Genomic DNA, 24,297 nt, shown 5'->3' on the forward strand with positions numbered 1-24,297 from the left:
AGTCCGGTTGAGTTATCAGTTAAGTGTAGGGGAGTCGCCAAGTTGGTCAAGGCACCGGATTTTGATTCCGGCATGCGAGGGTTCGAGTCCTTCCTCCCCTGCCAAAAATTTTTCCCGCATTTCCCGCCTAAGCCTGAAGCAGGTGCACGATGAGCAGCCATGACGGCCTGATGGTTTTTACTGGCAACGCGAATCCCGCGCTCGCCCAGGAAGTCGTCAACATTCTTGGAATCCCCCTCGGCAAAGCAATGGTCAGCCGTTTCTCCGACGGCGAGATCCAGGTCGAGATCCAGGAAAACGTGCGTGGCAAGGACGTCTTCGTCCTGCAATCCACGTGCGCGCCGACGAACGACAACCTGATGGAACTGATGATCATGGTCGATGCGCTCAAGCGCGCATCCGCCGGCCGGATCACTGCTGCCATCCCCTACTTCGGCTACGCCCGCCAGGACCGCCGCCCGCGTTCGGCGCGTGTTGCGATCTCGGCGAAGGTCGTCGCGAACATGCTGGAAATCGCCGGCGTCGAGCGGATCATCACGATGGATCTGCACGCCGACCAGATTCAAGGCTTCTTCGACATCCCGGTCGACAACATCTACGCAACGCCGATCCTGCTGGGTGACCTGCGCAAGCAGAACTACTCGGATCTGCTCGTCGTGTCGCCGGACGTCGGCGGCGTGGTGCGTGCCCGGGCACTCGCGAAGCAGCTCAACTGCGATCTCGCGATCATCGACAAGCGTCGTCCGAAGGCGAACATCGCCGAAGTGATGAACATCATCGGTGAAGTCGAAGGCCGCACCTGCGTGATCATGGACGACATGGTCGATACGGCCGGCACGCTCTGCAAGGCCGCGCAAGTGCTGAAGGACCGCGGTGCGAAGCAGGTGTTCGCCTACGCGACGCACCCCGTGCTGTCGGGCGGCGCCGCCGATCGCATCGCCGCATCGGCACTCGACGAGCTGGTCGTCACCGATACGATCCCGCTGTCGGCCGAATCGCTGGCGTGCACGAAGGTCCGCTCGCTGACGAGCGCGAGCCTGCTGGCCGAGACGTTCTCGCGGATCCGTCGCGGCGACTCGGTGATGTCGCTGTTCGCGGAATCCTGATCGCGACTCGACGCAACCAAGTATTCGCAAAAAGCGAAGCGGCAACGCTTCGCTTTTTGCACAATCGGACGGGATAGACGAAACCCCGGCCGTTTCATCGGGGGCCGCCGTTTGACGGCCCCGTTTTACTGCCTGGTCGCGGGCAGCTATTGGAGAATCACATGAAAGTCGTCGCTTTCGAGCGCCAAGAGCAAGGTACGGGTGCGAGCCGCCGCCTGCGCAACGCCGGTAAGACCACGGGTATCGTTTACGGTGGCGAAGCAGCCCCGCAAAAGATCGAACTCGATCACAACGCCCTGTGGCACGCCCTGAAGAAGGAAGCCTTCCACTCGTCGATCCTCGATCTCGAAGTGGCCGGCCAGTCGCAACAGGTTCTGCTGCGCGACGTGCAATATCACCCGTTCAAGCAACTGGTGCTGCACGTGGACTTCCAGCGCGTTGACGCATCGAAGAAGCTGCACACGAAGGTGCCGCTGCACTTCATCAACGCTGAAGTCAGCCCGGCCGTGAAGCTGTCGAGCGCGATCGTTTCGCACGTCGCGACGGAAATCGAAATCGAGTGCCTGCCGGCTGCCCTGCCGGAGTTCCTCGAAGTCGACCTGTCGAAGATCGAAGCCGGTCAATCGCTGCACGCGAAGGACATCACGCTGCCGAACGGCGTCGCGCTGGTCGCACACATCGATGCGGAAAACCCGGTTGTCGCATCGGCGACGGTCCCGGCTGGTGCCGTGTCGGACGCAGCAGGCGATACGCCGGCTGCCTAAGCGCCCAATCGATCCGTTTCACGAAACGGTCGACGCAACCCGCCGCGGCTTGCCCGGCGGGTTTTTCTTTTTCTGCGCCCAGGCGGCAGTTGCCGCCTTCGAAACGTCATGATCAAACTGATCGTCGGCCTCGGCAATCCCGGGGCGGAATACACCGCGACGCGCCACAACGCCGGCTTCTGGCTGATCGACCAGCTCGCCCGCGAAGCAGGCACGACGCTGCGCGACGAGCGCCGCTTCCACGGCTTCTACGCGAAAGCGCGCCTGCACGGCGAGGAAGTCCACCTGCTCGAACCGCAGACCTACATGAACCGCTCCGGCCAGTCGGTCGTCGCGCTCGCGCAATTCTTCAAGATCCTGCCCGACCAGATCCTCGTCGCGCACGACGAGCTCGACCTGCCGCCCGGCACCGTGAAGCTGAAGCTCGGCGGCGGCAGCGGCGGCCACAACGGCCTCAAGGACATCTCCGCGCACCTGTCGTCGCAGCAATACTGGCGGCTGCGGATCGGCATCGGCCATCCGCGCGACCTGATTCCGGAAAGCGCGCGCGCCGGCGCGAAGCCCGATGTCGCGAACTTCGTGCTGAAACCGCCGCGCCGCGAGGAACAGGATGTGATCGACGCGTCGATCGAACGCGCGCTCGCCGTGATGCCGATGGTCGTCAAGGGCGAACTCGACCGCGCGACGATGCAGCTGCATCGCAACTGAACGCGCATCGCACCGGCACGGTGCATCGAGCCGTCCGGCCGCGCCGGGCGGCCCCGCCCTTCCCACCGTGACGCCCACATGCGGTAATCTCGTCGTTTTGCCCGACAGGAGCCAAGCGGTGAGCCGTTACTGGAGCGACGTCGTTCAGCAACTCGTGCCTTACGTGCCGGGCGAGCAGCCCGCGCTCGCGCACCCCGTCAAGCTGAACACCAACGAGAATCCCTATCCGCCGTCGCCGCGCGTGGTCGCGGCGATCGCACGCGAACTCGGCGACACCGGCGATACGCTGCGCCGCTATCCGGACCCCGTCGCGCGCGCGCTGCGCGAGACGGTCGCGGCCCATCACCGCATCAAGCCCGAGCAGGTGTTCGTCGGCAACGGTTCCGACGAGGTGCTCGCGCACACGTTCCAGGCGCTGCTCAAGCACGACCGGCCGCTGCGCTTTCCCGACATCACGTACAGCTTCTATCCGACCTATGCGCGCCTGTACGGCGTCGCGACGACGGTCGTGCCGCTCGCGGACGACTTCTCGATTCGCGTCGACGACTATCTCGACGACGCCGGCGGCGTGCTGTTTCCGAACCCGAATGCGCCGACCGGGCGCGCGCTGCCGCTCGCGGACGTCGAGCGGATCGCGGCCGCGAACCCGTCGTCGGTGGTCGTGATCGACGAGGCGTACGTCGATTTCGGCGCGCAGTCCGCGATCACGCTGATCGACCGCTATCCGAACCTGCTCGTCGTGCACACGACGTCGAAGGCGCGCTCGCTCGCGGGCATGCGCGTCGGCTTCGCGTTCGGCGATGCGGCGCTGATCGACGCGCTGAACCGCGTGAAGGACAGCTTCAACTCCTATCCGCTCGACCGGCTCGCGCAGGCCGCCGCGCAGGCCGCATACGAGGACACCGACTATTTCGACGCGACCTGCCGGCGCGTGATCGACAGCCGCACGCGGCTCACGCATGCGCTCGACGCGCTCGGCTTCGACGTCGTGCCGTCGGCCGCGAATTTCGTGTTCGCGCGCCATCCCGCGCACGATGCGGGCGCGCTTGCGGCGAAGCTGAAGGAACGGGAGATTTTCGTGCGGCACTTCCGGCTGCCACGGGTCGACCAGCATCTGCGCATCACCGTCGGCACCGACGCCGAATGCGACGCGCTCGTCGCGGCATTGCGCGAGCTGCTGGCCTGAAACGGAAGAACCGGCGCCGGGCGGCGCCGCTCGGGAAGCGAGACACGTGCGCCGGCAGACGAAGGCGCGCGCGTCACCGCAGGATCACGACGCGTCGTCGCCCTTCGCGGCGATCAACACGTGATACTTCTCCATCAATTGCGCGTGCGATTCGTCATGCTGCGGATCGCGCGGAATGCATTCGACCGGACACACCTGCTGGCACTGCGGTTCGTCGAAATGGCCGACGCACTCGGTGCACTTGTTCGGGTCGATCACGTAGATGTCCGGGCCCATCGAAATCGCGCCGTTCGGGCACTCGGGCTCGCACACGTCGCAATTGATGCACTCGTCGGTAATCATCAAAGCCATACTGATCTCACTTCTTCAGGCCGGCGGCCGGCTCCGCAACGAAACCGGCCGGCGCCGCGTCACGCGGCAGGGCCTCCCATCGCGGTGACTTTCTCGGTCAGCCATTTCTCGACGGACGGGAACACGAACTTGCTGACATCGCCGCCCAACTGCGCGATTTCACGCACGATCGTCCCCGAGATGAACTGGTACTGATCGGACGGCGTCATGAACATCGTCTCGACGTCGGGCAGCAGATAGCGGTTCATCCCGGCCATCTGGAACTCATATTCAAAATCGGACACGGCGCGCAGGCCACGCACGATCACGCGTGCGTTGTTGGTGCGGACAAAATCCTTCAGGAGACCGGTGAAGCTCATCACCTTCACGTTCGGATAATGGCCGAGCACCTCGTTCGCAATCGTCAGACGTTCTTCCAGCGAGAAGAACGGCTTTTTCGCGCGGCTGTCGGCAACCCCAACCACCAGCGTATCAAAAATGCTCGACGCACGCCGCACGAGGTCTTCGTGCCCGCGCGTCAGCGGATCGAACGTACCGGGATACACGGCGACTACCATGTCGCTCCTCCTGTCATCACGCAAACGGGATGGCAGCCGTGCGATGCGCACGCCACTGCCGAGATGGGCATGCGTCGCCTTTGCGGCGCGCCGCCTCGTATCGAACGCGCATTATTCATCATTTTCGCGCCGCAGCAAATGATAGTGAACCGCACCCGCCTTGCCGTGCTTCACGACCTCCCAGCCCGCCAGCGCGTCGTGCGCGGCCGGATCGAGTTCCGCGCCGGTCTCGACGTACAGCGCGCCGTCCGCCGAAACGAGCGGCGCCGCCAGCGCGAGCGCGCGCTCGAGCACGGCCGGCTCGCCGAACGGCGGATCGAGAAACACGACGTCGAACGCGCCCGGCGAGAGCCCGGCCGCGAGCCGCAGCGCGTCGGCCTCGGCAACCTCGACCGTGCGGGCGCCAAGCTTGTCCTTGATTGCACGCAGCTGCTGCGCGGCGCGCGGATGGCGCTCGACCATCACGACGCTTGCCGCGCCGCGCGACGCGGCCTCGAAGCCGAGCGCGCCGGTGCCCGCGAACAGGTCGAGGCAGCGCCACCCGTCGAGATCCTGGCCGAGCCAGTTGAACAGCGTTTCGCGCACGCGATCGGGCGTCGGCCGCAGGCCGTCGAGATCGAGCACCGCGAGCGGCGTGCGTTTCCAGTCACCGCCGATGATGCGGATCGTGTGCGGCTTGCCGCGGCCGGGAGGGGCCGCCGGGCGGCCGGAAGAGGAACGGGACATACGGAATAGTGACAACGGAGGGACCGGGCGCGCGCAGGGGCGCACCGCCAAACAGGCGCACGTTACCACAGCGGCGACGCGCACTGACGCGAGCGCCACGCCGCACTGATAAAATGCACGGTTTCGGCCACCGTGCGCCGCGTCCGCGCGAACGCAGAACGGCCCCTCCGGCACCCCGCCCCTGGCGGCGGCCCGCCCTCTTCCCGACGTCAGACCATGTTCAGCTTCTTCAAACGATTCAAGAAAACGCAGGAGCCCGATCCGGCGGAATCGCAATCGGCCGACGCGTCGCAAGCGGACGCGTTGTCCGATGCGCCCGCGGTCGAGGCCCCGCCCGCGGCCGACGTGCCGCAAGCGCCCGTGCATCCGGCCGCACCGGCCGTCGTGATGACGGTCACGCCGACCAACGACGGCCGCGACGAAGTCGTCGAGACGGTCGAAATCGTCCCGCCGCCAACGCAGGACGCATCCGCGAAGAAGTCGTGGCTTGCGCGCCTGAAAACGGGGCTCGCCAAGACGGGCTCGAGCATCACCGGCGTATTCGTCAACACGAAGATCGACGAGGACCTGTACGAAGAGCTCGAAACCGCGCTGCTGATGTCCGACGCGGGCGTCGACGCGACCGAGTACCTGCTCGACGCGCTGCGCGAAAAGGTGCGCACGGGCCGGCTGACCGACCCGCAGCAGGTGAAGAGCGCGCTGCACGACCTGCTCGTCGAGTTGCTGAAGCCGCTCGAGAAATCGCTGATGCTCGGCCGCGCGCAGCCGCTCGTGATGATGATCACCGGCGTGAACGGCGCGGGCAAGACGACCAGCATCGGCAAGCTCGCGAAGCACCTGCAGAGCTTCGACCAGTCGGTGCTGCTGGCCGCGGGCGACACGTTCCGTGCAGCCGCGCGCGAACAGCTGGCGGTCTGGGGCGAGCGCAACAACGTGACGGTCGTGCAGCAGGAAAGCGGCGATCCGGCCGCGGTGATCTTCGACGCGGTCAGCGCCGCACGCGCGCGCAAGATCGACGTGATGATGGCCGACACGGCCGGCCGCCTGCCGACGCAGCTCCACCTGATGGAAGAGCTGAAGAAGGTGAAGCGCGTGATCTCGAAGGCGCACGACGGCTCGCCGCACGAGGTGCTGCTGGTGATCGACGCGAACACCGGCCAGAACGCGCTCACGCAGGTGAAGGCATTCGACGACGCGCTCGGCCTCACGGGCCTCATCGTCACGAAGCTCGACGGCACCGCGAAGGGCGGGATTCTTGCCGCGATCGCACGGCAACGCCCGGTGCCCGTCTACTTCATCGGTGTCGGCGAGAAGGTCGAGGACCTGCAGCCGTTCAGCGCCGAGGAATTCGCGGACGCGCTGCTCGGCTGAACGCCGCCGGCACGCACCGCACGGGGCGCCTTCGGGCGCCCTTTTTCATGCGCGCCCGCAAACCGGGCGCCACGCTCACTCGGCGTCGGGCTGCACGCCGGGCTCGGCGGCCTTGAACGCGTCGAGCGTCGCCGCATGATCGGCGATCCGCTGGATCGTCGGATAACGCGTCGTATCGATCGAGAAGCGGTTCGCGTTGAACACCTGCGGGACGAGGCACACGTCGGCGAGCGTCGGCGTATCGCCGAAACACAGCTTGCCGGTGCGCGGATCGTTCGCCAGACGCGTCTCGAGCGTTTCGAAGCCCGCCTCGATCCAGTGCCGGTACCACGCGTTCTTCGCCTCCTCGGGCACCTGCAGCGTGTGCTTCAGGTACTTCAGCACACGCAGGTTGTTGAGCGGATGGATCTCGCACGCGACCTGCAGCGCGACCGCGCGCACATACGCGCGATCGACCGGCTGCTTCGGCAGCAGCGCGGGCTCGGGATGGGTTTCCTCGAGATATTCGATGATCGCGAGCGACTGCTGCAGCGTCGCGTCGCCGTCGGTCAGCGTCGGTACGACCGCATCGGGATTGAGCGCGCGGTACTCGTCCTTCAGTTGCTCGCCGCCGTTGCGCAGCATGTGCACGGGCACATAGTCGAACGGCAGCTGCTTCAGGTTCAGGGCGATCCGCACGCGGTACGACGCTGAACTGCGGAAATAGCTGTAGAGCTTCATGGGATGTCTCTCGTAGTCGTATTCGGCCGGCAACGGCACAGGCGCGGCACAGCCGGCGCGCGCACGGCCGGGAACCAGAGTGTAGCGCGACGCGATGCGCGGCCGCGCTGACCCCGGCCGCGCCCGTGCGATACTCGGGGCATTCCTCACCGCTCACCGCGCGGCCCGATGCCGGCCGCCCGCCCCACGCCCCGATGACCGCTTCCCACGATCCCGCCGCCGTTCCGTTCCCCTGCGCCCGCTTCATCAAGGAAATCGGCCGCGGCCCGCACGGCGCGCGCGCGCTGTCGGCCGAGGACACGTTCGAACTTTATCGCGCGATGCTCGATGCACGCGTGTCGGACGTCGAACTCGGTGCGATCCTGATCGCCTATCGGCTGAAGGGCGAATCCGCCGACGAACTGGCCGCGATGCTGGCCGCCGCGCAGGCGTCGTTCGAGCCCGTGCACGTGCAGGACGCCGCGTTCCGCCCTGTGTCGATTCCGAGTTACAACGGCGCGCGCAAGCAACCGAACCTCGTGCCGCTGCTCGCGCTGCTGCTCGCGCGCGAAGGCGTGCCGGTGCTCGTGCACGGCGTCGAGCGCGATCCGGGCCGCGTGACGAGCGCCGAGATCTTCTCGGCGCTGTCGCTTCCGCCGTCGACGTCGCACGACGCGATCGAGGACACGCTCGCCGAGCGCCGCGTCGCGTTTGCACCGATCGAAGCGCTGGCGCCGCGCATCGCGCACCTGCTGTCGATGCGCAGCGTGCTCGGCGTGCGCAACTCGACGCACACGCTCGTGAAGATCCTGCAGCCGTTCGCGCCGGCCGGCCTGCGGCTCGTCAACTACACGCATCCGCCGTACCGTGACAGCCTCGCGCAACTGTTCCGCGACCATCCGGACGCCGCGCTCGGCGGCGCGCTGCTCGCGCGCGGCACCGAAGGCGAGGCCGTCGCCGACACGCGACGCCAGGTGCAGGTCGACTGGCTGCACGACGGCGTGTGCGACACGCTGATCGAAGCCGAACGATCGTCGGCCGATGCGCCGCCCGTCGCACTGCCCGAATCGCGCGATGCGACGACGACGGCCGCGTGGACGGACGCCGTGTTGCGCGGCGAGATGCCGGTGCCCGACACGGTCGCGCGACAGGTCGCAACGATCGTGCAGATCGCCCGCATCGCACGCTGACGGCGCGGCGTCGACCCGCCCCCGCGCCCCGGCCATTTGACACGCGCCCGCAATCTGGCATAGAGTTGCCGTAATGCGTTCCTTTCCGAACACCCTCCGAATTACCTCCGGCCGCCTAGCGCGGCCGCTATCGCTACGACTAGCCTAAGGCTGTCGTAGCGCCGTGTGCTGTCCGCACGGTCCCTCCCAGCAGTTCCTCGCAGTACCCCTCTCGCAGTTTTTACAACCCGAAGTCGTCAGCATTCGTCCGTCTATCCGTCGGTCGATTCGCGAAGATCATCCGCATCCGCAGCGCCATCGTGTGCCGCGGTGCGAGGCAGCGCCAACCGTCGCCCATGCCGCCCGTCTTCGCTCGCGACTTGAGACCCGAGGTCCCGAAGATGCAGCGCAATCCGCAAGACAAATACCGCCCGTTCGAACCCGTCCGCCTCAATGGCCGCCGCTGGCCGGCCCGCACCATCGAACGCGCGCCCGTCTGGATGAGCACCGACCTGCGCGACGGCAACCAGTCGCTGATCGAGCCGATGAGCATCGAGCAGAAGCTCGAGTTCTTCGAGATGCTGGTCGCGATCGGTTTCAAGGAGATCGAAGTCGGTTTTCCGTCTGCGTCGCAAACCGACTTCGATTTCGTCCGCAAGCTGATCGACGACAAGCGGATTCCGGACGACGTGACGATCGAGGTGCTCGTGCAGTCGCGCGAAGACCTGATCGCACGCACGTTCGACGCGCTCGACGGCGTGCCGCGCGCGATCGTGCACCTGTACAACGCGATCTGCCCGTCGTTCCGCCGCATCGTGTTCGGGATGTCGAAGCACGACGTGAAGGCGCTCGCGGTCGACGGCACGCGCAGCATCAAGGCGCACGCCGCCGCGCGCCCCGACACGCACTGGACCTTCCAGTACTCGCCGGAAACCTTCAGCATGACCGAGCTGACGTTCGCGCGCGAGATCTGCGATGCCGTTGCGCAGACCTGGCGGCCGACCCGCGACCACAAGATGATCGTGAACCTGCCGGCGACCGTCGAAGCCGCGAGCCCGAATGTGTTCGCCGACCAGATCGAATGGATGGACCGCAACCTCGCGTATCGCGACAGCATCGTGCTGTCCGTGCATCCGCACAACGATCGCGGCACCGCGGTCGCGGCGGCCGAACTCGCGCTGCTCGCGGGCGCCGACCGCATCGAAGGCTGCCTGTTCGGCAACGGCGAGCGCACGGGCAACGTCGATCTCGTCACGCTCGCGCTGAACCTCTACACGCAGGGCATCGACCCAGGCCTCGATTTCTCCGACATCGACGCGGTGCGCCGCGTCGTCGAACGCTGCAACCAGATTCCCGTGCATCCGCGCCATCCGTACGCGGGCGACCTCGTGTTCACCGCGTTCTCCGGCTCGCACCAGGACGCGATCCGCAAGGGCTTCGCGCAGCAGCGCCCCGACGCGGTCTGGGAAGTGCCGTACCTGCCGATCGACCCGGCCGACCTTGGCCGCAGCTATGACGCGGTGATCCGCGTGAACAGCCAGTCCGGCAAGGGCGGCGCGACGTTCCTGCTCGAACGCGGAATGGGCTTCACGCCGACGCGCCGCGTGCAGATCGAATTCAGCCACGCGGTGCAGACGCTCGCCGACGCGTCCGGCGAGGAAGTGACGGGCGACGCGATCTGCGCGCTGTTCGCCCGCGAATTCTTCGAGACCGACGGCCCGGCTGCACGCCACGGCAGCAACGCGCGCTGGCGGAACCGCGAGATCGCGACGGCGCCGGCGGCCGACGCGACGCCGGAGGACGCCGTGCGACGTTTGGCCGCGGCATTTGCGGCGGCCGCCGGCGCGTCGATCGACGTCGCGTCGTGCGAACACGCGCGCACGACGGACGGCCGGTTCGCGGTGTCGGTCGGCTGCCGGGTCGGCGATGCACCGCAGCGGCACGGCGTCGGCCTGCATGCGGATGCGGCGAGCGCCGCGCTCGACGCGGTCGTCAGCGCGATCAACCGCTCGGCATGGCATTGCACGGACCGCCGCGCGGCGGCCTGACCGTCGGGCTTCGATTCAGGGTTCAAACGTCAGCGAGCGGGGCGTGACCGCCCGTGCGCCGCGCGATCCGCGTCGCACGAGGCAACAAAAAGCGGCCCAGAAGGCCGCTTCGGTCGGGACATGAAAAAGAGCGCCACGTGCGCTCATGTCTCGGTCGCGCACCGCGTCGCCTGCCAGGCGAGCAGGCTCCAGCGGCCCTGCTCGTGGGTGTGGACGGACGTATAGGCAATCGGGAAGACCAGGCCGCCGTTGTTCGTTTCCATCTCGATCAACGCGCGCCCGGTGACGACGCAGGTTTCGTCGCCAACGGGCAACACGTCCTGCGACTGGATTTCGATCTGACGATAGCGACGGCGGCCTGCGACGATGGCGTCGATGAACTGCTGCTTGGTTTCACGTTTGCCGTTGGTGTGAACAAAGAACACCTTGTCCGACAACAGCGCGTCGAGCGCCTCGCCGTCCCCGTCCACCATCGCCCGGAACCGATCGCGCTCGAGCGCGCGGATCGCATCGACCACCTTCGCCATCGCCTGACTCCTCGGCAACGCGCACGCCGTGCGCGGGCATGCGGATCAGAAGTTGTACTGCACGTAGAACTGGTGGAAATTTATACCAGGATTCGGCTCTTTGATACCCGCGTTAGACACATGTTGAAAACGGTAACCGACCTGATATTGTTGCCGTTCCCCGAACTGCGCGCCGACACCGACGACGTCCACGAACTGGAACGAGGTCCCCAGCGAAAGATGGGTGGAGATCGTCGGCGAAGTCAGGAAGCGGATGCCGGCGCCGGCCTCGACGAACGGGCGCACCTGGCCCGCGCTCTTGATGAAGCGGAACATCGGCGTCGCGCCGAATTCGCCGAGGCCGCTGTGAACGTTGCCGCCCGTGTGCCAGTAGCCGACGTGGCCTTCCATCACGAACGTGAAGTGCCAGCCGCCGATTTCCCACCAGTTCCAGCCCGGATCCCACACCACGCCGAGATCGGCCTTGTCGATCCCGTGACGATCCGAAAACCCGCCGCCCGCCTGGATCCCCCATCGATCCGCAAATGCCGCGCCCGATCCGCCCAGAAGTGACGCCGCCAGCATCGCGTGCAGCGCAAGCCGGCTGCGGGGCCGGCGATTCTTCTTATTGTTCATCTGACACTCCAACTTTTTGGGTTGAATGGAGCCGGCCGCACCGGCCTGGCCCGAGCGAACTGAATGGTATGGTAAAGGACTTTTCGGATCGGCATCGCGAAGCGAAATGGCTTCCTTCCAAAACGACAAAAATCGAAATCGTCTACTGATTCCTATCAGAAACAACGGTTTACGGAACTTCGATCCGCCGCTTTGGTCGCAGATTAGACTATCGACTCGACTACTTCGATAGAAAACTGGGAACTCCGATGCCCACGCCCGCTCTAAGGAATTAGCACTCGGATTACGGGAGTGCTAAGATTGGCTCCGGTCTTTCATCCGAGACCCGGGGTTTGTCCCTGATTCCAAAGGAGTTTTTTAGTGAGCAACGCCCTGACCCTTCCGAACACCCTGAGCCCGACGCCGGCCAAGGCCGAATCGGCAGGCTCGCTGGCGCTCGCAGCTCAATCGATGTTGCCGGGCCAGCTGGGCAACATCGACGCGTATATCCAGGCCGTCAATCGCATTCCGCTGCTGACGCCGGAAGAGGAACGCCAGTACGCGACCGAATTCCGCGAAAACAACAACCTCGATTCGGCGCGCCGCCTCGTGCTGTCGCACCTGCGGCTCGTCGTGTCGATCGCGCGCAACTATCTCGGCTACGGCCTGCCGCACGGCGACCTGATCCAGGAAGGCAACATCGGCCTGATGAAGGCCGTGAAGCGCTTCGATCCGGCCCAGAACGTGCGTCTCGTGTCGTACGCGATCCACTGGATCAAGGCCGAAATCCACGAGTACATCCTGCGCAACTGGCGCATGGTGAAGGTCGCGACGACGAAGGCGCAGCGCAAGCTGTTCTTCAACCTGCGCAGCCACAAGAAGAGCATGCAGGCGATGACGCCCGAGGAAATCGACGGCCTCGCGCAGGAGCTCAACGTCAAGCGCGAAGACGTGTCCGAGATGGAAACGCGCCTGTCGGGCGGCGACATCGCGCTCGAAGGGCAGGTGGAAGACGGCGAGGAGTCGTACGCGCCGATCGCCTACCTGGCCGACTCGCATAACGAGCCGACCGCCGTGCTCGCCGCGCGTCAGCGCGACACGTTGCAGACGGACGGCATCGCGCAGGCGCTCGACGCGCTGGACGCGCGCAGCCGCCGCATCATCGAGGCGCGCTGGCTGCACGTCGACGACGACGGCTCGGGCGGCTCGACGCTGCACGATCTCGCCGCCGAGTTCGGCGTGTCGGCGGAACGTATCCGCCAGATCGAAGCGAGTGCGATGAAAAAGATGCGCACCGCCCTCGCCGAATACGCATAAATCCCCGACGATTTAGAGCGCCTCATCGAAAACCGCTGCCCGACCGGCAGCGGTTTTTTTTCGCCCGTCTTTTGCGCGTGCTTTTCACGCGCTTCTCCGTTCGTTTCTCCGCCGATTAATTGACCTGATTCATCAGGTATTAGGCTGTTTGCGGCCCCCTTCCGCATAACCTTGATCTGCCTCAAGTTTCGGTCCGCGTTTCGCGACGGTCTGCCGCAGCGCAGCACTCGGCATCGGAAAGCAGTCCTTTTAAAATTGGCATGTCCGGCGCAAAGGGATTAAAACAGCTTCACGGCCGTCATAAATCCGACGTAAAGTCGCCCCAAAACCGACCTAAATCGATTCAGGATATTCGCCTTGATCTCGATCAATAAAGAGCCTGCGCCGCCTCCCCCGCGGCCGGCCGGCACGATCGGCTGGCGCGCGCGCATCGCCGCGTGGGCACGCGGCCCGACCCTCGCCCGCGACATCACCCTGGTGCTGATCGTCAAGCTGATCCTCCTGATGTCGCTCAAATACGCATTCTTCAATCATCCGCAGGCCGAGCACATGTCGCTTCCGCCTGCCGCCGTCGCCGAGAAGCTGCTTTCGGTGCCGGCGCCTGCACCCACCGAGGGAGACCACCATGATAAGTAGTGAAGTCGTCGATCTGTCACGTCTGCAGTTCGGCATCACGGCGCTCTACCACTTCCTGTTCGTGCCGCTGACACTCGGCCTGTCCTGGCTGCTCGTCATCATGGAAGCGGTCTACGTGATGACCGGCAAGCAGGTCTACAAGGACATGACCCAGTTCTGGGGCAAGCTGTTCGGGATCAACTTCGCGATGGGCGTGACGACCGGCATCACGCTCGAATTCCAGTTCGGCACGAACTGGTCGTACTACTCGCACTACGTCGGCGACATCTTCGGCGTGCCGCTCGCGGTCGAAGGCCTGATGGCGTTCTTCCTCGAATCGACGTTCGTCGGCCTGTTCTTCTTCGGCTGGAACCGCCTGTCGAAGGTCAAGCACCTGATCGTCACGTTCCTCGTCGCGCTGGGTTCGAACCTGTCCGCGCTGTGGATCCTCGTCGCGAACGGCTGGATGAACAACCCGGTCGGCGCCGAGTTCAACTACCAGACGATGCGCATGGAGATGACGAGCCTGTTCGACGTGCTGTTCAACCCGGTCGCGCAGGTGAAGTTCGTGCACACGGTGTCGGCGGGCTATGTGTCGGCCGCGATGTTCGTGCTCGGCGTGTCGTCGTGGTACCTGCTGAAGAAGCGCGACGTCGACTTCGCGCTGCGCTCGTTCGCGGTCGCGGCCGGCTTCGGCCTCGCGGCGACGCTCTGCGTGATCGTGCTCGGCGACGAATCGGGCTATACGACTGGCGAAGTGCAGAAGATGAAGCTCGCCGCGATCGAATCCGAATGGGAAACGGCACCCGCGCCCGCTCCGTTCACGCTGATCGGCATTCCGAACCAGGAGGAACAGCGCACCGACTACGCGATCAAGATCCCGTACGCGCTCGGCCTGATCGCAACGCGCTCGATCGACGAACCCGTCATCGGCCTCAAGGACCTGATGAAGCGCAGCGAGGAGCACATCCAGAGCGGGATGATCGCGTACGGCGCGCTGCAGAAGATCAAGGAAGGCGACACCAGCGCCGCGACGCACGAGCTGTTCGACCAGCACAAGCAGTATCTCGGCTACGGGCTGATGCTCAAGCAGTTCACGCCGAACGTGGTCGACGCGACGCCCGAGCAGATCAAGGCCGCCGCGAAGAAGACGATCCCGCCGGTCGCGCCCGTGTTCTTCTCGTTCCGGATCATGGTGGCCCTCGGCTTCCTGTTCGTCGCGACGTTCGTTGCCGCGTTCTGGTTCTGCGCGCGCCGCGAACTGCTGCAGGACAACCGCCGCTGGTTCCTGCGCTACGCGGTGTGGGCGATCCCGCTGCCGTGGATCGCGATCGAATTCGGCTGGATCGTCGCCGAGCTCGGCCGCCAGCCGTGGACGATCGCGGGCGTGCTGCCGACGCACCTGTCGGCCTCGAGCCTGACGCCGACCGACCTGTACCTGAGCCTCGCGGGCTTCATCCTGTTCTACACCGCGCTGTTCGTCATCGAGATCAAGCTGATGTTCAAGTACGCGCGCCTCGGCCCGTCGTCGCTGCATACCGGCCGTTACCACCACGAACTCGCGGCCGCCAGCGAGCGCGCCCCGGCCTGAGCACGCACCCGAAACGGAACAAGGAATCGCTATGGACTATGCAACTCTCAAGCTGATCTGGTGGCTGCTCGTCGGCGTGCTGCTGATCGGCTTCGCCGTCACCGACGGCTTCGACATGGGAGCGACCGCGCTGCTGCCGTTCCTCGGCAAGACCGACGACGAGCGCCGCATCATCGTCAATACCGTCGGCGCGACGTGGGAAGGCAACCAGGTGTGGCTGATCACGGCCGGCGGCGCGATGTTCGCCGCCTGGCCGCTCGTCTACGCGGCGTCGTTCTCCGGCTTCTACTTCGCGATGCTGCTCGTGCTGTTCGCGCTGTTCTTCCGGCCGGTGGGTTTCGACTACCGCAGCAAGCGGCCTGACCCGCGCTGGCGCGCGGGCTGGGACTGGGGCCTGTTCGTCGGCGGCTTCGTGCCGGCGCTCGTGTTCGGCGTCGCGTTCGGCAACCTGCTGCAGGGCGTGCCGTTCAAGTTCGACAGCGACCTGCGCGTGACCTACTACGGCAGCTTCTGGGCGCTGCTGAACCCGTTCGCGCTGCTGTGCGGGCTCGTCAGCCTCACGATGCTCGTCGCGCACGGCGCCGCGTTCATCAAGATGAAGACCGACGGCGTGATCGCACGCCGTGCATCGATCGCGCTGCGCGTGTCGGCGTTCCTCGCCGTCGTGCTGTTCGTGCTGGCCGGCGTGCTGATCGCCTCATATATCGGCGGCTTCCACATCACGCGCGCCGCGGCGACCGACACGGTCGCGAACCCGCTGCTCAAGGACGTCGCCGCCGGCTCGGGCCTGTGGCTCGCGAACTACAGCCAGTATCCGTGGATGATCGCGGCGCCCGTCGTCGGGATCGCGGGCGGCCTGCTCGCGCTGCTGCTCGCCGGCTCGAAGCAGGAGAAGACGGCGTTCTTCTGCACCGGGCTGATGATCACCGGCGTGATCCTGACCGCGGGCTTCTCGATGTTCCCGTTCATCATGCCGTCGTCGCTCGACCCGCGCAGCAGCCTGACCGTGTGGGATTCGACGTCGAGCCACATGACGCTGCAGGTGATGCTGTTCGCGGTGATCGTGTTCCTGCCGATCGTCCTGCTCTATACGAGCTGGGTGTATCGCGTGATGCGCGGCAAGGTCACGCACCAGACGCTCGAAGAGAACAAGCACTCGATGTATTGAACCGGGCCGGGGCGCGCAGGCGCCCCCGCCCACCGTTTCGCAAGGAGTCGGATCATGTGGTATTTCAGCTGGATTCTCGGTATCGGCGTCGCGCTGTCGTTCGGCATCGTCAACGCGATGTGGCTCGAAGCGCGGCAGAAGACGCAGGAAGCGCCCGTGCGGGCGCGCCGCGACTGACGCGTGACGCGTGCGGCGGATCGCACCGCCGCTGTCCGGACAGAACCTCGCTTCGCGCGAGGTTTTTTTTCGTCCCGGCCGCGCGGACAGGCCCGGCACGCCGATGCCAATTTAGCGCCAGATTGATACCACTTGAATACCAATAAAAGGTTTCATAAGATCTTTGGACACGGCCGCTGACAGGCCGAATCCATCTGGTGGGGGAGACATGCGAATCCCGTTTATGGCGCGCGCCTGCGCGCCGTGTCGTCATCCGTGGGCGGCCGCGCCCGCCGTCGCCGTCGTGCGCGCCCGGTCGAGCGCAGCCGGTTGCGGCCGCCACGCCGCCGCGGCGGTTGCCGCGCGCCGCCGATGAGCACGCGTACGCCACCCCGCCGATCCGATCGGCACGCCTGCCCGCCCCCCGTTCCGTAACGCACGCCCCCGCGTGCCGAATGCGCGCGGTGCGGCCGCATCGCCCCGCGTGCTGTATCTCCCGCAGCTCCATTGAAAGACCCGAACGCAGCGACGTCGCTCCACGACGCCGCCACGCCCCCTTTTTTCTCAGGAGTTCGAATGAAGCGTACCTTGCCATCCCTGTTTGCCGGCCTGTTGATCGCGGCGCTGTCGCCGGTCGCGATCGGCGCGCAGCCTGCGTCGACCGCCGGCACCGCACCATCGGCAGCACAACCGGCCGCGCAACCGGCCAATCTCGCGGCGCTGCTGTCGAACGGCCTCGCGTTGCGCGTCGCCGTCGACAACAACCACGCGGCGGCCGCCGGCGTGCCGTGCGCCGATCTCGGCGCCGACGGCGCGGCCTGCGCGACGGGCCGCCTGATCCTGCAGAACCGCGGCCATCAGGCAATCGCCGACGGCGGCTGGAAGCTCTACCTGCACAGCATCCGCCGCCTGCTGCGGATCGACCGTCCGGGCTTCGCGCTGCGGCGGCTCACCGGCGACCTGTACGAACTGACGCCGCAGCCGGGCTCGGTGCGGCTTGCACCGGGCGAACGTATCGAACTGCCGTTCGTCGCCGAATACTGGCTGCTGCGCTACAGCGACGTGATTCCGCGCCCGTACGTGGTCGTCGACGGCGCGCCGCCGGCCGTGCTTCGTTACAACGACACCGACGACGAGCTTCGCTACGTCGAATCGCTGCCGGCCGACGCGCAGAACAACTCGACCGGCAACGCGCAGCCCGTGGCTGCACGGCCCGACGCAACCCGTGCGCTGCCGAGCGTGAAGCGCGAGCAGTCGCTGCCCGGCACGCTCGACCTGCGCGGCGTCGAACTCGCGCTGCCCAACCTGCCGGACGCGCAGGTCGCGGCGCTGCGCGATCGCGCGACGACACTCGGGCTCGACGGCGCGCGCGTGCCGGTGTGGGGCGCGGTCGCGCCGCGCCGGCTGCCGGCCGACATCGCGACGCCGGGCGGCTACCGGCTCGCGATCGGGCCGCGCGGCGTGTTCATCGAGGGCTACGATCGCGCGGGCCTCTACTACGGCGTACAGACGCTCTTCTCGCTCGCGCCGGCCGGCGGCGGCCCGATCCCGGCGATGCTCATCGAGGATGCGCCGCGCTTCACGCATCGCGGGATGCACGTCGACCTCGCGCGCAACTTCAAGCACCCGGCGACGCTGCGCCGCCTGATCGACCAGATGAGCGCGTACAAGCTCAACCGGCTGCACCTGCATCTGTCCGACGACGAGGGCTGGCGCATCGAGATTCCCGGCCTGCCCGAGCTGACCGAAATCGGGGGACGCCGCTGCCACGACCCGAGCGAAACGCGCTGCCTGCTGCCGCAGCTCGGCTCCGGCCCGGACAACCGCTCCGGCGGCGGCTACCTGACGCGCGACGACTACGTGGCGCTCGTGCGCTACGCGGCCGCGCATTTCGTCGAGATCATCCCCGAGATCGACATGCCCGCGCATGCACGCGCGGCCGTCGTGACGATGGAGGCGCGCTACCGCCGCCTGCATGCGGCCGGCCGCGAGCAGGAAGCGAATGCATACCGGCTGCTCGATCCGCAGGACACGTCGAACCTGACGACGGTGCAGTTCTACGACCGGCGCAGCGACCTGAACCCGTGCGTGCCGGGCGCGCTCAATTTCGCATCGAAGGTGATCCGCGAGATCGCGGCGATGCATGCGGACGCACAGGCGCCGCTGCACATCTGGCATTTCGGCGGCGACGAGGCGAAGAACATCTTCCTCGGCGCGGGCTTCCAGCCGCCGAACGGCACCGATCCGAACAAGGGGCGCATCGATCTCGCCGCGCAGGACAAGCCGTGGGCGCGTTCGCCCGCGTGCACGGCGCTGCTCCAGCGCGGCGAGATCAAGTCGATCGACGAACTGCCGACGCGTTTCGCGCAACAGGTGAGCGCGGCGGTCAACGCGAACGGGATCGACACGATGGCCGCGTGGCAGGACGGCATCAAGCATGCGAACGGGCCGCAGGACTTCAGCACGCGTCACGTGATGGTGTCGCTGTGGGACACGATCTTCTGGGGCGCATCGGACAGCGCACGCGCCCTGAGCGGCAAGGGCTACCTGACGGTGCTCGCGCTGCCCGACTACCTGTACTTCGACTTCCCGTACACGCTCAACCCGCGCGAGCGCGGCTACTACTGGGGCTCGCACGCGACGGACGAGTACAAGGTGTTCTCGCTCGCGCCCGAGAACCTGCCGCAGAACGCCGAGGTGATGGGCGACCGTGACGGCAACACGTTCGAGGTCACGGGCACGGGCCCCGCGCCGCGCATCGAAGGCATGCAGGGGCAAGCGTGGGGCGAGGTGATGCGCAACGACACCTTCCTCGAATACATGGCCTATCCGCGGCTGCTCGCGCTCGCCGAGCGCGCGTGGCACCGGGCCGACTGGGAGCTGCCGTACGCGGCCGGCGTGCGCTACAAGCGCGGCGACACGCATCACGTCGACACGGCCGCGCTGCAGCGCGACTGGGCCGGTTTCGCGACGCTGCTCACGCAACGCGAATTGCCGAAGCTCGACCGCGCGGGTGTCGGCTACCGGAAGCCGACCTTCACGCTGACGAACCCGTGAGCGGTTGAGCGATACGCGACGCGGGCGAACGCATCGCGCCATCGCCCCGCCAATGAAAAACGGCTTGCGACGCATCGCAAGCCGTTTCCATTTTTGCCGGCCGGCCCGAACCCGTGTTGTGGATCAGGCCGGCTTCATCGCATCAGGCCGGCTGGGCGGCCGCCCCGCTGCCCGACGGCGGCAGGCGCGCGCCGAGCTGCTCGGCATAGCGTTGCGCCGCGTTGCCGCAGACGATGTGGAACGTGTCGAGCGACACCCACGCGACATCGAGCGCGCCGAGACGATCGCGATCGACGGCCGACGGATCACGCACGACGACGCGCAGGCGCGTGGTCGCGATCGCATCGAGCGACACGACGTTGGTCGCCCCGCCGAACACCGCGAGCCAGCGGGCCGGTTCCGGATCGAGCGGGCCGGCGGCCGCGCCCGTGACGGGTTGCGCCGCGGCGGCGGTCGCCGTCGCTGCCGCGCCGGTCGCGCCGCTGCCGATCGCTGCACGCATCTCGTCGGCAATGATGTCGGCCTCGGGCCCGATGATCACCTGCACGCTGTTGCCGCCGCGCTTGAGCACGCCGCGCGCGCCGATCGACTTCAGTTCCGGCTCCGAGACCTTCTCCGGATCGACGACGGTCAGGCGCAGACGCGTCGTGCATGCGTCGACGACCGACAGGTTGCCCGCGCCGCCCAGCGCGGCGATGTAGCGCTGCGCACGCGGCGCAGCCGCGGCGGCACCCGCAGCCGGTGCGACGAAGCCGCCCGATGCGTACGATTCGACTGCCGCATCGGCCGATGCCGGCTCACGGCCCGGCGTTGCCATGTTGAACTTGCGGATGAAGAAGCGGAACAGCCCGTAGTACGCGGCGCCGTACGCGATGCCGAGCGGGATCGCGATCCAGCCCTTCGTCGACAGCCCGTAGTTCAGCACGTAGTCGATCGCGCCGGCCGAGAACGTGAAGCCGAGCTTCACGCCGAGGATCTGGCAGATCGCGAGCGACAGCCCCGTCAGCACCGCGTGGATCACGTACAGCACCGGCGCGAGGAACATGAAGCTGAATTCGATCGGTTCGGTCACGCCGGTCAGGAACGACGTGAGCGCCATCGAGAACAGCAGGCCGCCGACCATCGCGCGGCGCTCCTTCGGCGCCTCGTGCAGCATCGCGAGACACGCCGCCGGCAGGCCGAACATCATGATCGGGAAGAAACCGGCCATGAAGGTGCCCGCGGTCGGGTCGCCCGCGAAGAAGCGGTGCAGGTCGCCGTGCACGATGTCGCCGCCGGCGGGCGGCGTGAAGTTGCCGAACACGAACCACGCGAGCGAGTTGATGATGTGGTGCAGGCCCGTGACGAGCAGCAGGCGGTTCAGGAAGCCGAACACGAACGCACCGATCGCGCCCGCCGTCGTCAGCCACTGGCCGGCCGCGTCGATCGCATGCTGGACCGGCTGCCAGACGTACCCGAACGCAATGCCGAGTATCACGCAGACCAGCCCCGTGATGATCGGCACGAACCGTTTGCCGCCGAAGAACGCAAGGTAGTCCGGCAGCTTGATGTCCTTGTAGCGGTTGTACAGCAAGCCCGCGACCACACCCGCGATGATCCCGGACAGCACGCCCATGTTCAGCTTGGGATCGATGTCCTTCATGATCGCGGTTTCGATCAGGTAGCCGATCGCGCCCGCGAGCGCAGCAACGCCGTTGTTGTCCTTCGCGAAGCCGACCGCCACGCCGATCGCGAACAGCAGCGGCAGGTTGTCGAAGATCGCACCGCCGGCGTCGGCGATCATCTTGATGTTGAACACGTCGGGCTGGCCGAGTCGCAGCAGAATGCCGGCAACCGGCAGTACCGCGATCGGTAGCATCAGCGCCCGTCCCAGGCCCTGTATTTTCAGAAACGGATTCCCGTTCATTCAGTCCTCCAATCCTTGTCTCGTCGTTAATCGTCGTTGACCTAATTACGCTCTTGTACCGAAACGGGCCACGCGCCCGCCGTCGACGTTCAGTCGAGCGGCCAGACCTCGCGGCTTGCTGCCCTTACCGCCTGTGCCGAATCGAGCGCGAGCAGATCCTGCGCGCGCTGACGGCACAACTGGTAATCGAGACGGCGCACACGCGCCTTGATGCCCGGCACCGACACGGGGTCGACCGACAGTTCGGTCACGCCGAGGCCGACCAGAATCGGCACCGCGAGCGGATCGCCGCCGAGCGCGCCGCACACGCCGACCCACTTGCCGTGCTTCGCGGCACCGCGCACCGCGATGTCGATCAGGCGCAGCACGGCCGGATGCAGGCCGTCGGACTGCGCGGCGAGATCGGCCTGGCAGCGGTCCATCGCGAGCGTGTATTGCGTCAGGTCGTTGGTGCCGATCGACAGGAAATCCGCGTGTTGCGCGAGCTGGTCGGCCAGCAGCGCGGCCGACGGCACTTCGATCATCACGCCGACCTCGATCGGCTCGGTGCGGCCCTGCGCGCGCGCGAATTCGTCGATGCGCTTTCTCAGCCGCACGAGTTCGCCCGCGTCGGTGACCATCGGCAGCAGGATGCGCACCGCGCCGAACGGCTTCACCGCGAGCAGGCCCTGCAACTGATCGTCGAGCAGATCGGGGCGCACCTGCGCGAGGCGGATGCCGCGCAGGCCGAGCGCCGGGTTCGGTTCGGGCGGCAGCGTCAGGTAGTCGACTTCCTTGTCGGCGCCGACGTCGAGCGTGCGGATGATCGCCGCGCGGCCCTGCAGCGCGTCGACGATCGACTGGTAGCTCTGCTGGTGTTCGGCGACCGTCGGCGCGGCCTGGCGATGGATGAACATCAGTTCGGTGCGCAGCAGGCCGACCGCGTCCGCGCCGTTGTCGACCGCGGTGTTCGCGTCGTCGAGCGTCGCGATGTTCGCGGCGACCTCGATCGCGCGGCCATCGACCGTCTCGGCGGCAACGCCCGCCAGTTGCCGGTTCGCTTCGCGCACGCCGTCCAGGCGCTGGCGCTCGTGGCGCGCACGCTCGACGTCGAGTGCGGTCGGCGCGTGCTCGAGACGGCCCGCGCTCGCATCGACGACGACCTGCGTGCCGTCCGGAATCGCGTACAGCGCGTCGCCGACCGCGACCAATGCGGGGATGCCGAGTTGCCGCGCGATGATCGCCGCGTGCGACGTCGCGCCGCCGCGCGCCATCACGAGCGCGGTCACGCGCTGGCGGTCGAGCGACGACAGGTCCGACGGCGTGAATTCCTCGGCCGCGAGCACGGCCTCGTCGGGCAGCGCACGCGCCGCGCCGTTCGTGTGGCCGAGCGCGCGCAGCACGCGCTTCTCGATGTCGCGCAGGTCCGCCGCGCGTTCGGCGAGCAATGCGTCGTCGAGCTTCGACAGCGTATCGATCTGCGTGCGGATCGTCGCGCGCCACGCGAAGCCCGCGCTCTTGCCGAGGCTGATCAGGTCGCGTGCCGCGTCGATCAGCGTCGGGTCCTCCAGCAGCACGCGATGCACCGCGAAGATGCCCGCTTCGCCGACCGCGCCGCGCGCCGACGCGTTGCGCACCGTTTCGTCGAGTTCGCCGTCGACGGCCTTCAGCGCCTGGTCGAGCTGGCGGCTTTCCGCGGCCGGCGTGCCCGATGCCTGCTCGGGCGGCACGATTTCCGCGTCGTCGAGACGCACCAGCGTGCCGACTGCGATGCCCGGTGCCGCGCAGACGCCCGCGAGCGTGTTCGGATCAATCGGAGCGCCGACGTTGCGCGCGATCGTCTGCGGCGCGGGCGACCGCAGCCGCGCCGGTTTTTCCTCGACTTCGCCGTGCGCTTCGCGCAGCAGCTCGTGCTCGACCGCATCGACGGCCTGCTGCGCGTGCGCGCCCCGGCCGACGAGTTCGACCGTCGCGCCTTCGCCGGCACCGAGGCCGAGCAGGCCGACGACGCTCGCGATCGACGCGTTGCGGCCGTCGAACCGCACGTCGACGGTCGCGTCGAACCCGCGCACGGCTTCGCGTGCACGCGCGGCCGGCCGCGCATGCAGGCCGCCCGGCTGCGCCAGCACGATCTCGCGGCGCACTTCGTTGTGTGCCGCCGCGCCGGCCTGCGCCGCCTGTGCGGCGGCTTCGCCCTTGCCGCGCAATGCGAGCAGCGGCGTCTCGCCGGCCGTCGCGAAACCGCTTGCGCGGTCGACGACCTCGAACGCGTCGGAGTTCGCGATCGCGATCACCGACACGAGCGAATGCGCGCTGCGTGCGACCGTGTCCTGGTCGAACTCGATCAGCAGATCGCCCGCTTCGACGCGCGCGCCGGCTTCGACGTGCGAGGCGAAGCCCTGCCCGTTCAGCTCGACGGTGTCGATGCCGATGTGCAGCAGCACTTCCGCGCCTTGCGGCGTCGTGATCGTCACCGCGTGGCCCGTGCGCGCGAGATGCGACACGATGCCCGCGCACGGCGCGACGAGCTTGCCCGCGAGCGGGTCGATGCCGATGCCGTCGCCGAACATCCCGCCGGAGAACACCGGATCGGGCACGTCGGCCAGCGCGACGATCGGCCCCGTCAGCGGGGCAAGCAGGACGATCTGATCGTGGGTGGGGCTCTTCAACTGGGACTCCTCGGCGCGTCTCATCGGCTGTCT

General features: G+C 67.0%; 21 protein-coding genes and 1 tRNA gene. 14 read left to right on the plus strand and 8 right to left on the minus strand.

All coding sequences use genetic code 11. From position 1 onward, the window contains the following. Positions 1-27 precede the first annotated feature (27 nt). From ACN22W_RS15590 to hisC, 5 genes are all read left to right on the plus strand, one after another. Positions 28-104 (plus strand) — tRNA-Gln (locus tag ACN22W_RS15590). A 45-nt stretch (positions 105-149) separates the two neighbouring features. After that, on the plus strand, positions 150-1,106 hold the full coding sequence (locus ACN22W_RS15595) for a ribose-phosphate pyrophosphokinase (protein WP_129513006.1): 957 nt from the start codon (positions 150-152) through the stop codon (positions 1,104-1,106). A 161-nt stretch (positions 1,107-1,267) separates the two neighbouring features. Continuing rightward, a complete protein-coding gene (locus ACN22W_RS15600; RefSeq protein ID WP_048246977.1) occupies positions 1,268-1,870 on the plus strand; it encodes a 50S ribosomal protein L25/general stress protein Ctc in 603 nt (200 codons plus the stop codon). A 108-nt stretch (positions 1,871-1,978) separates the two neighbouring features. Continuing rightward, complete coding sequence (pth, locus tag ACN22W_RS15605) at positions 1,979-2,578, plus strand: aminoacyl-tRNA hydrolase (RefSeq protein ID WP_048246979.1); 600 nt, start codon at positions 1,979-1,981, stop codon at positions 2,576-2,578. Between the two features lie 118 nt (positions 2,579-2,696). Beyond that, on the plus strand, positions 2,697-3,764 hold the full coding sequence (gene hisC / locus ACN22W_RS15610) for a histidinol-phosphate transaminase (protein ID WP_419685346.1): 1,068 nt from the start codon (positions 2,697-2,699) through the stop codon (positions 3,762-3,764). Positions 3,765-3,848: 84 nt separating this feature from the next. On the opposite strand, the gene ACN22W_RS15615 is transcribed toward hisC, so the two are convergent. From ACN22W_RS15615 to rsmD, 3 genes are all read right to left on the minus strand, one after another. Beyond that, a complete protein-coding gene (locus ACN22W_RS15615) occupies positions 3,849-4,115 on the minus strand; it encodes a YfhL family 4Fe-4S dicluster ferredoxin (protein ID WP_193099126.1) in 267 nt (88 codons plus the stop codon). A gap of 59 nt (positions 4,116-4,174) precedes the next feature. Further along, a complete protein-coding gene (coaD, locus tag ACN22W_RS15620) occupies positions 4,175-4,672 on the minus strand; it encodes a pantetheine-phosphate adenylyltransferase (RefSeq protein ID WP_021163047.1) in 498 nt (165 codons plus the stop codon). A gap of 111 nt (positions 4,673-4,783) precedes the next feature. Further along, a complete protein-coding gene (rsmD, locus tag ACN22W_RS15625; protein WP_419685347.1) occupies positions 4,784-5,398 on the minus strand; it encodes a 16S rRNA (guanine(966)-N(2))-methyltransferase RsmD in 615 nt (204 codons plus the stop codon). A gap of 216 nt (positions 5,399-5,614) precedes the next feature. Here rsmD and ftsY point away from each other — a divergent pair, with 216 nt between their 5' ends. Continuing rightward, positions 5,615-6,769 carry a signal recognition particle-docking protein FtsY gene (ftsY, locus tag ACN22W_RS15630; RefSeq protein ID WP_419685348.1) on the plus strand — a complete coding sequence of 385 codons (1,155 nt, stop codon included), beginning with the start codon at positions 5,615-5,617 and terminating at the stop codon, positions 6,767-6,769. A gap of 75 nt (positions 6,770-6,844) precedes the next feature. Here ftsY and maiA read toward each other — a convergent pair whose 3' ends face one another. Continuing rightward, positions 6,845-7,489, minus strand: a complete 645-nt coding sequence (maiA, locus tag ACN22W_RS15635; protein ID WP_193099132.1) for a maleylacetoacetate isomerase — start codon at positions 7,487-7,489, stop codon at positions 6,845-6,847. Between the two features lie 194 nt (positions 7,490-7,683). Here maiA and ybiB point away from each other — a divergent pair, with 194 nt between their 5' ends. Together ybiB and leuA are read left to right on the plus strand one after the other, a co-directional pair. After that, positions 7,684-8,658 carry a DNA-binding protein YbiB gene (ybiB, locus tag ACN22W_RS15640; protein WP_419685349.1) on the plus strand — a complete coding sequence of 325 codons (975 nt, stop codon included), beginning with the start codon at positions 7,684-7,686 and terminating at the stop codon, positions 8,656-8,658. Positions 8,659-9,038: 380 nt separating this feature from the next. Beyond that, the gene (gene leuA / locus ACN22W_RS15645) at positions 9,039-10,685 is read left to right on the plus strand and encodes a 2-isopropylmalate synthase (RefSeq protein WP_419685350.1); all 1,647 of its coding nucleotides are present in this window, start codon (positions 9,039-9,041) and stop codon (positions 10,683-10,685) included. A 143-nt stretch (positions 10,686-10,828) separates the two neighbouring features. Here leuA and ACN22W_RS15650 read toward each other — a convergent pair whose 3' ends face one another. Next, positions 10,829-11,212 carry a nuclear transport factor 2 family protein gene (locus ACN22W_RS15650; RefSeq protein WP_048246995.1) on the minus strand — a complete coding sequence of 128 codons (384 nt, stop codon included), beginning with the start codon at positions 11,210-11,212 and terminating at the stop codon, positions 10,829-10,831. Between the two features lie 45 nt (positions 11,213-11,257). Next, positions 11,258-11,827 (minus strand): acyloxyacyl hydrolase, encoded by a 570-nt coding sequence (locus ACN22W_RS15655; RefSeq protein ID WP_129513014.1) that lies wholly within the window; start codon positions 11,825-11,827, stop codon positions 11,258-11,260. Between the two features lie 360 nt (positions 11,828-12,187). On the opposite strand from ACN22W_RS15655, the gene rpoH reads away from it, so the two are divergent. The 6 genes from rpoH (at position 12,188) to ACN22W_RS15685 (ending at position 19,710) form a co-directional block, all read left to right on the plus strand. Further along, a complete protein-coding gene (gene rpoH / locus ACN22W_RS15660) occupies positions 12,188-13,123 on the plus strand; it encodes an RNA polymerase sigma factor RpoH (RefSeq protein WP_129513016.1) in 936 nt (311 codons plus the stop codon). Between the two features lie 357 nt (positions 13,124-13,480). Beyond that, on the plus strand, positions 13,481-13,759 hold the full coding sequence (gene cydP, locus ACN22W_RS15665) for a cytochrome oxidase putative small subunit CydP (RefSeq protein WP_048246999.1): 279 nt from the start codon (positions 13,481-13,483) through the stop codon (positions 13,757-13,759). Further along, positions 13,749-15,329 (plus strand): cytochrome ubiquinol oxidase subunit I, encoded by a 1,581-nt coding sequence (locus tag ACN22W_RS15670; protein ID WP_419685351.1) that lies wholly within the window; start codon positions 13,749-13,751, stop codon positions 15,327-15,329. The genes cydP and ACN22W_RS15670 overlap by 11 nt, the downstream gene beginning before the upstream one ends. Before the next feature lie 31 nt (positions 15,330-15,360). Then, positions 15,361-16,497, plus strand: a complete 1,137-nt coding sequence (gene cydB, locus ACN22W_RS15675; RefSeq protein ID WP_129513018.1) for a cytochrome d ubiquinol oxidase subunit II — start codon at positions 15,361-15,363, stop codon at positions 16,495-16,497. Between the two features lie 54 nt (positions 16,498-16,551). Further along, positions 16,552-16,674: a cytochrome bd-I oxidase subunit CydX gene (cydX, locus tag ACN22W_RS15680; protein ID WP_006477761.1), complete on the plus strand. Its 123-nt coding sequence runs from the start codon at positions 16,552-16,554 to the stop codon at positions 16,672-16,674. 555 nt (positions 16,675-17,229) lie between these two features. Beyond that, positions 17,230-19,710 (plus strand): family 20 glycosylhydrolase, encoded by a 2,481-nt coding sequence (locus ACN22W_RS15685; RefSeq protein ID WP_419685352.1) that lies wholly within the window; start codon positions 17,230-17,232, stop codon positions 19,708-19,710. A 142-nt stretch (positions 19,711-19,852) separates the two neighbouring features. Here ACN22W_RS15685 and nagE read toward each other — a convergent pair whose 3' ends face one another. Both nagE and ptsP read right to left on the minus strand, forming a co-directional pair. Continuing rightward, positions 19,853-21,616, minus strand: coding sequence for an N-acetylglucosamine-specific PTS transporter subunit IIBC (gene nagE / locus ACN22W_RS15690; RefSeq protein ID WP_129513020.1), 1,764 nt, complete (start codon positions 21,614-21,616; stop codon positions 19,853-19,855). Positions 21,617-21,705: 89 nt separating this feature from the next. Beyond that, positions 21,706-24,288, minus strand: a complete 2,583-nt coding sequence (gene ptsP, locus ACN22W_RS15695) for a phosphoenolpyruvate--protein phosphotransferase (protein ID WP_419685353.1) — start codon at positions 24,286-24,288, stop codon at positions 21,706-21,708. Positions 24,289-24,297: the final 9 nt, after the last annotated feature.

It is taken from the genome of Burkholderia theae (genome assembly GCF_048565265.1).
In the GTDB taxonomy this organism is placed as follows: Bacteria; Pseudomonadota; Gammaproteobacteria; order Burkholderiales; family Burkholderiaceae; genus Burkholderia; species Burkholderia theae.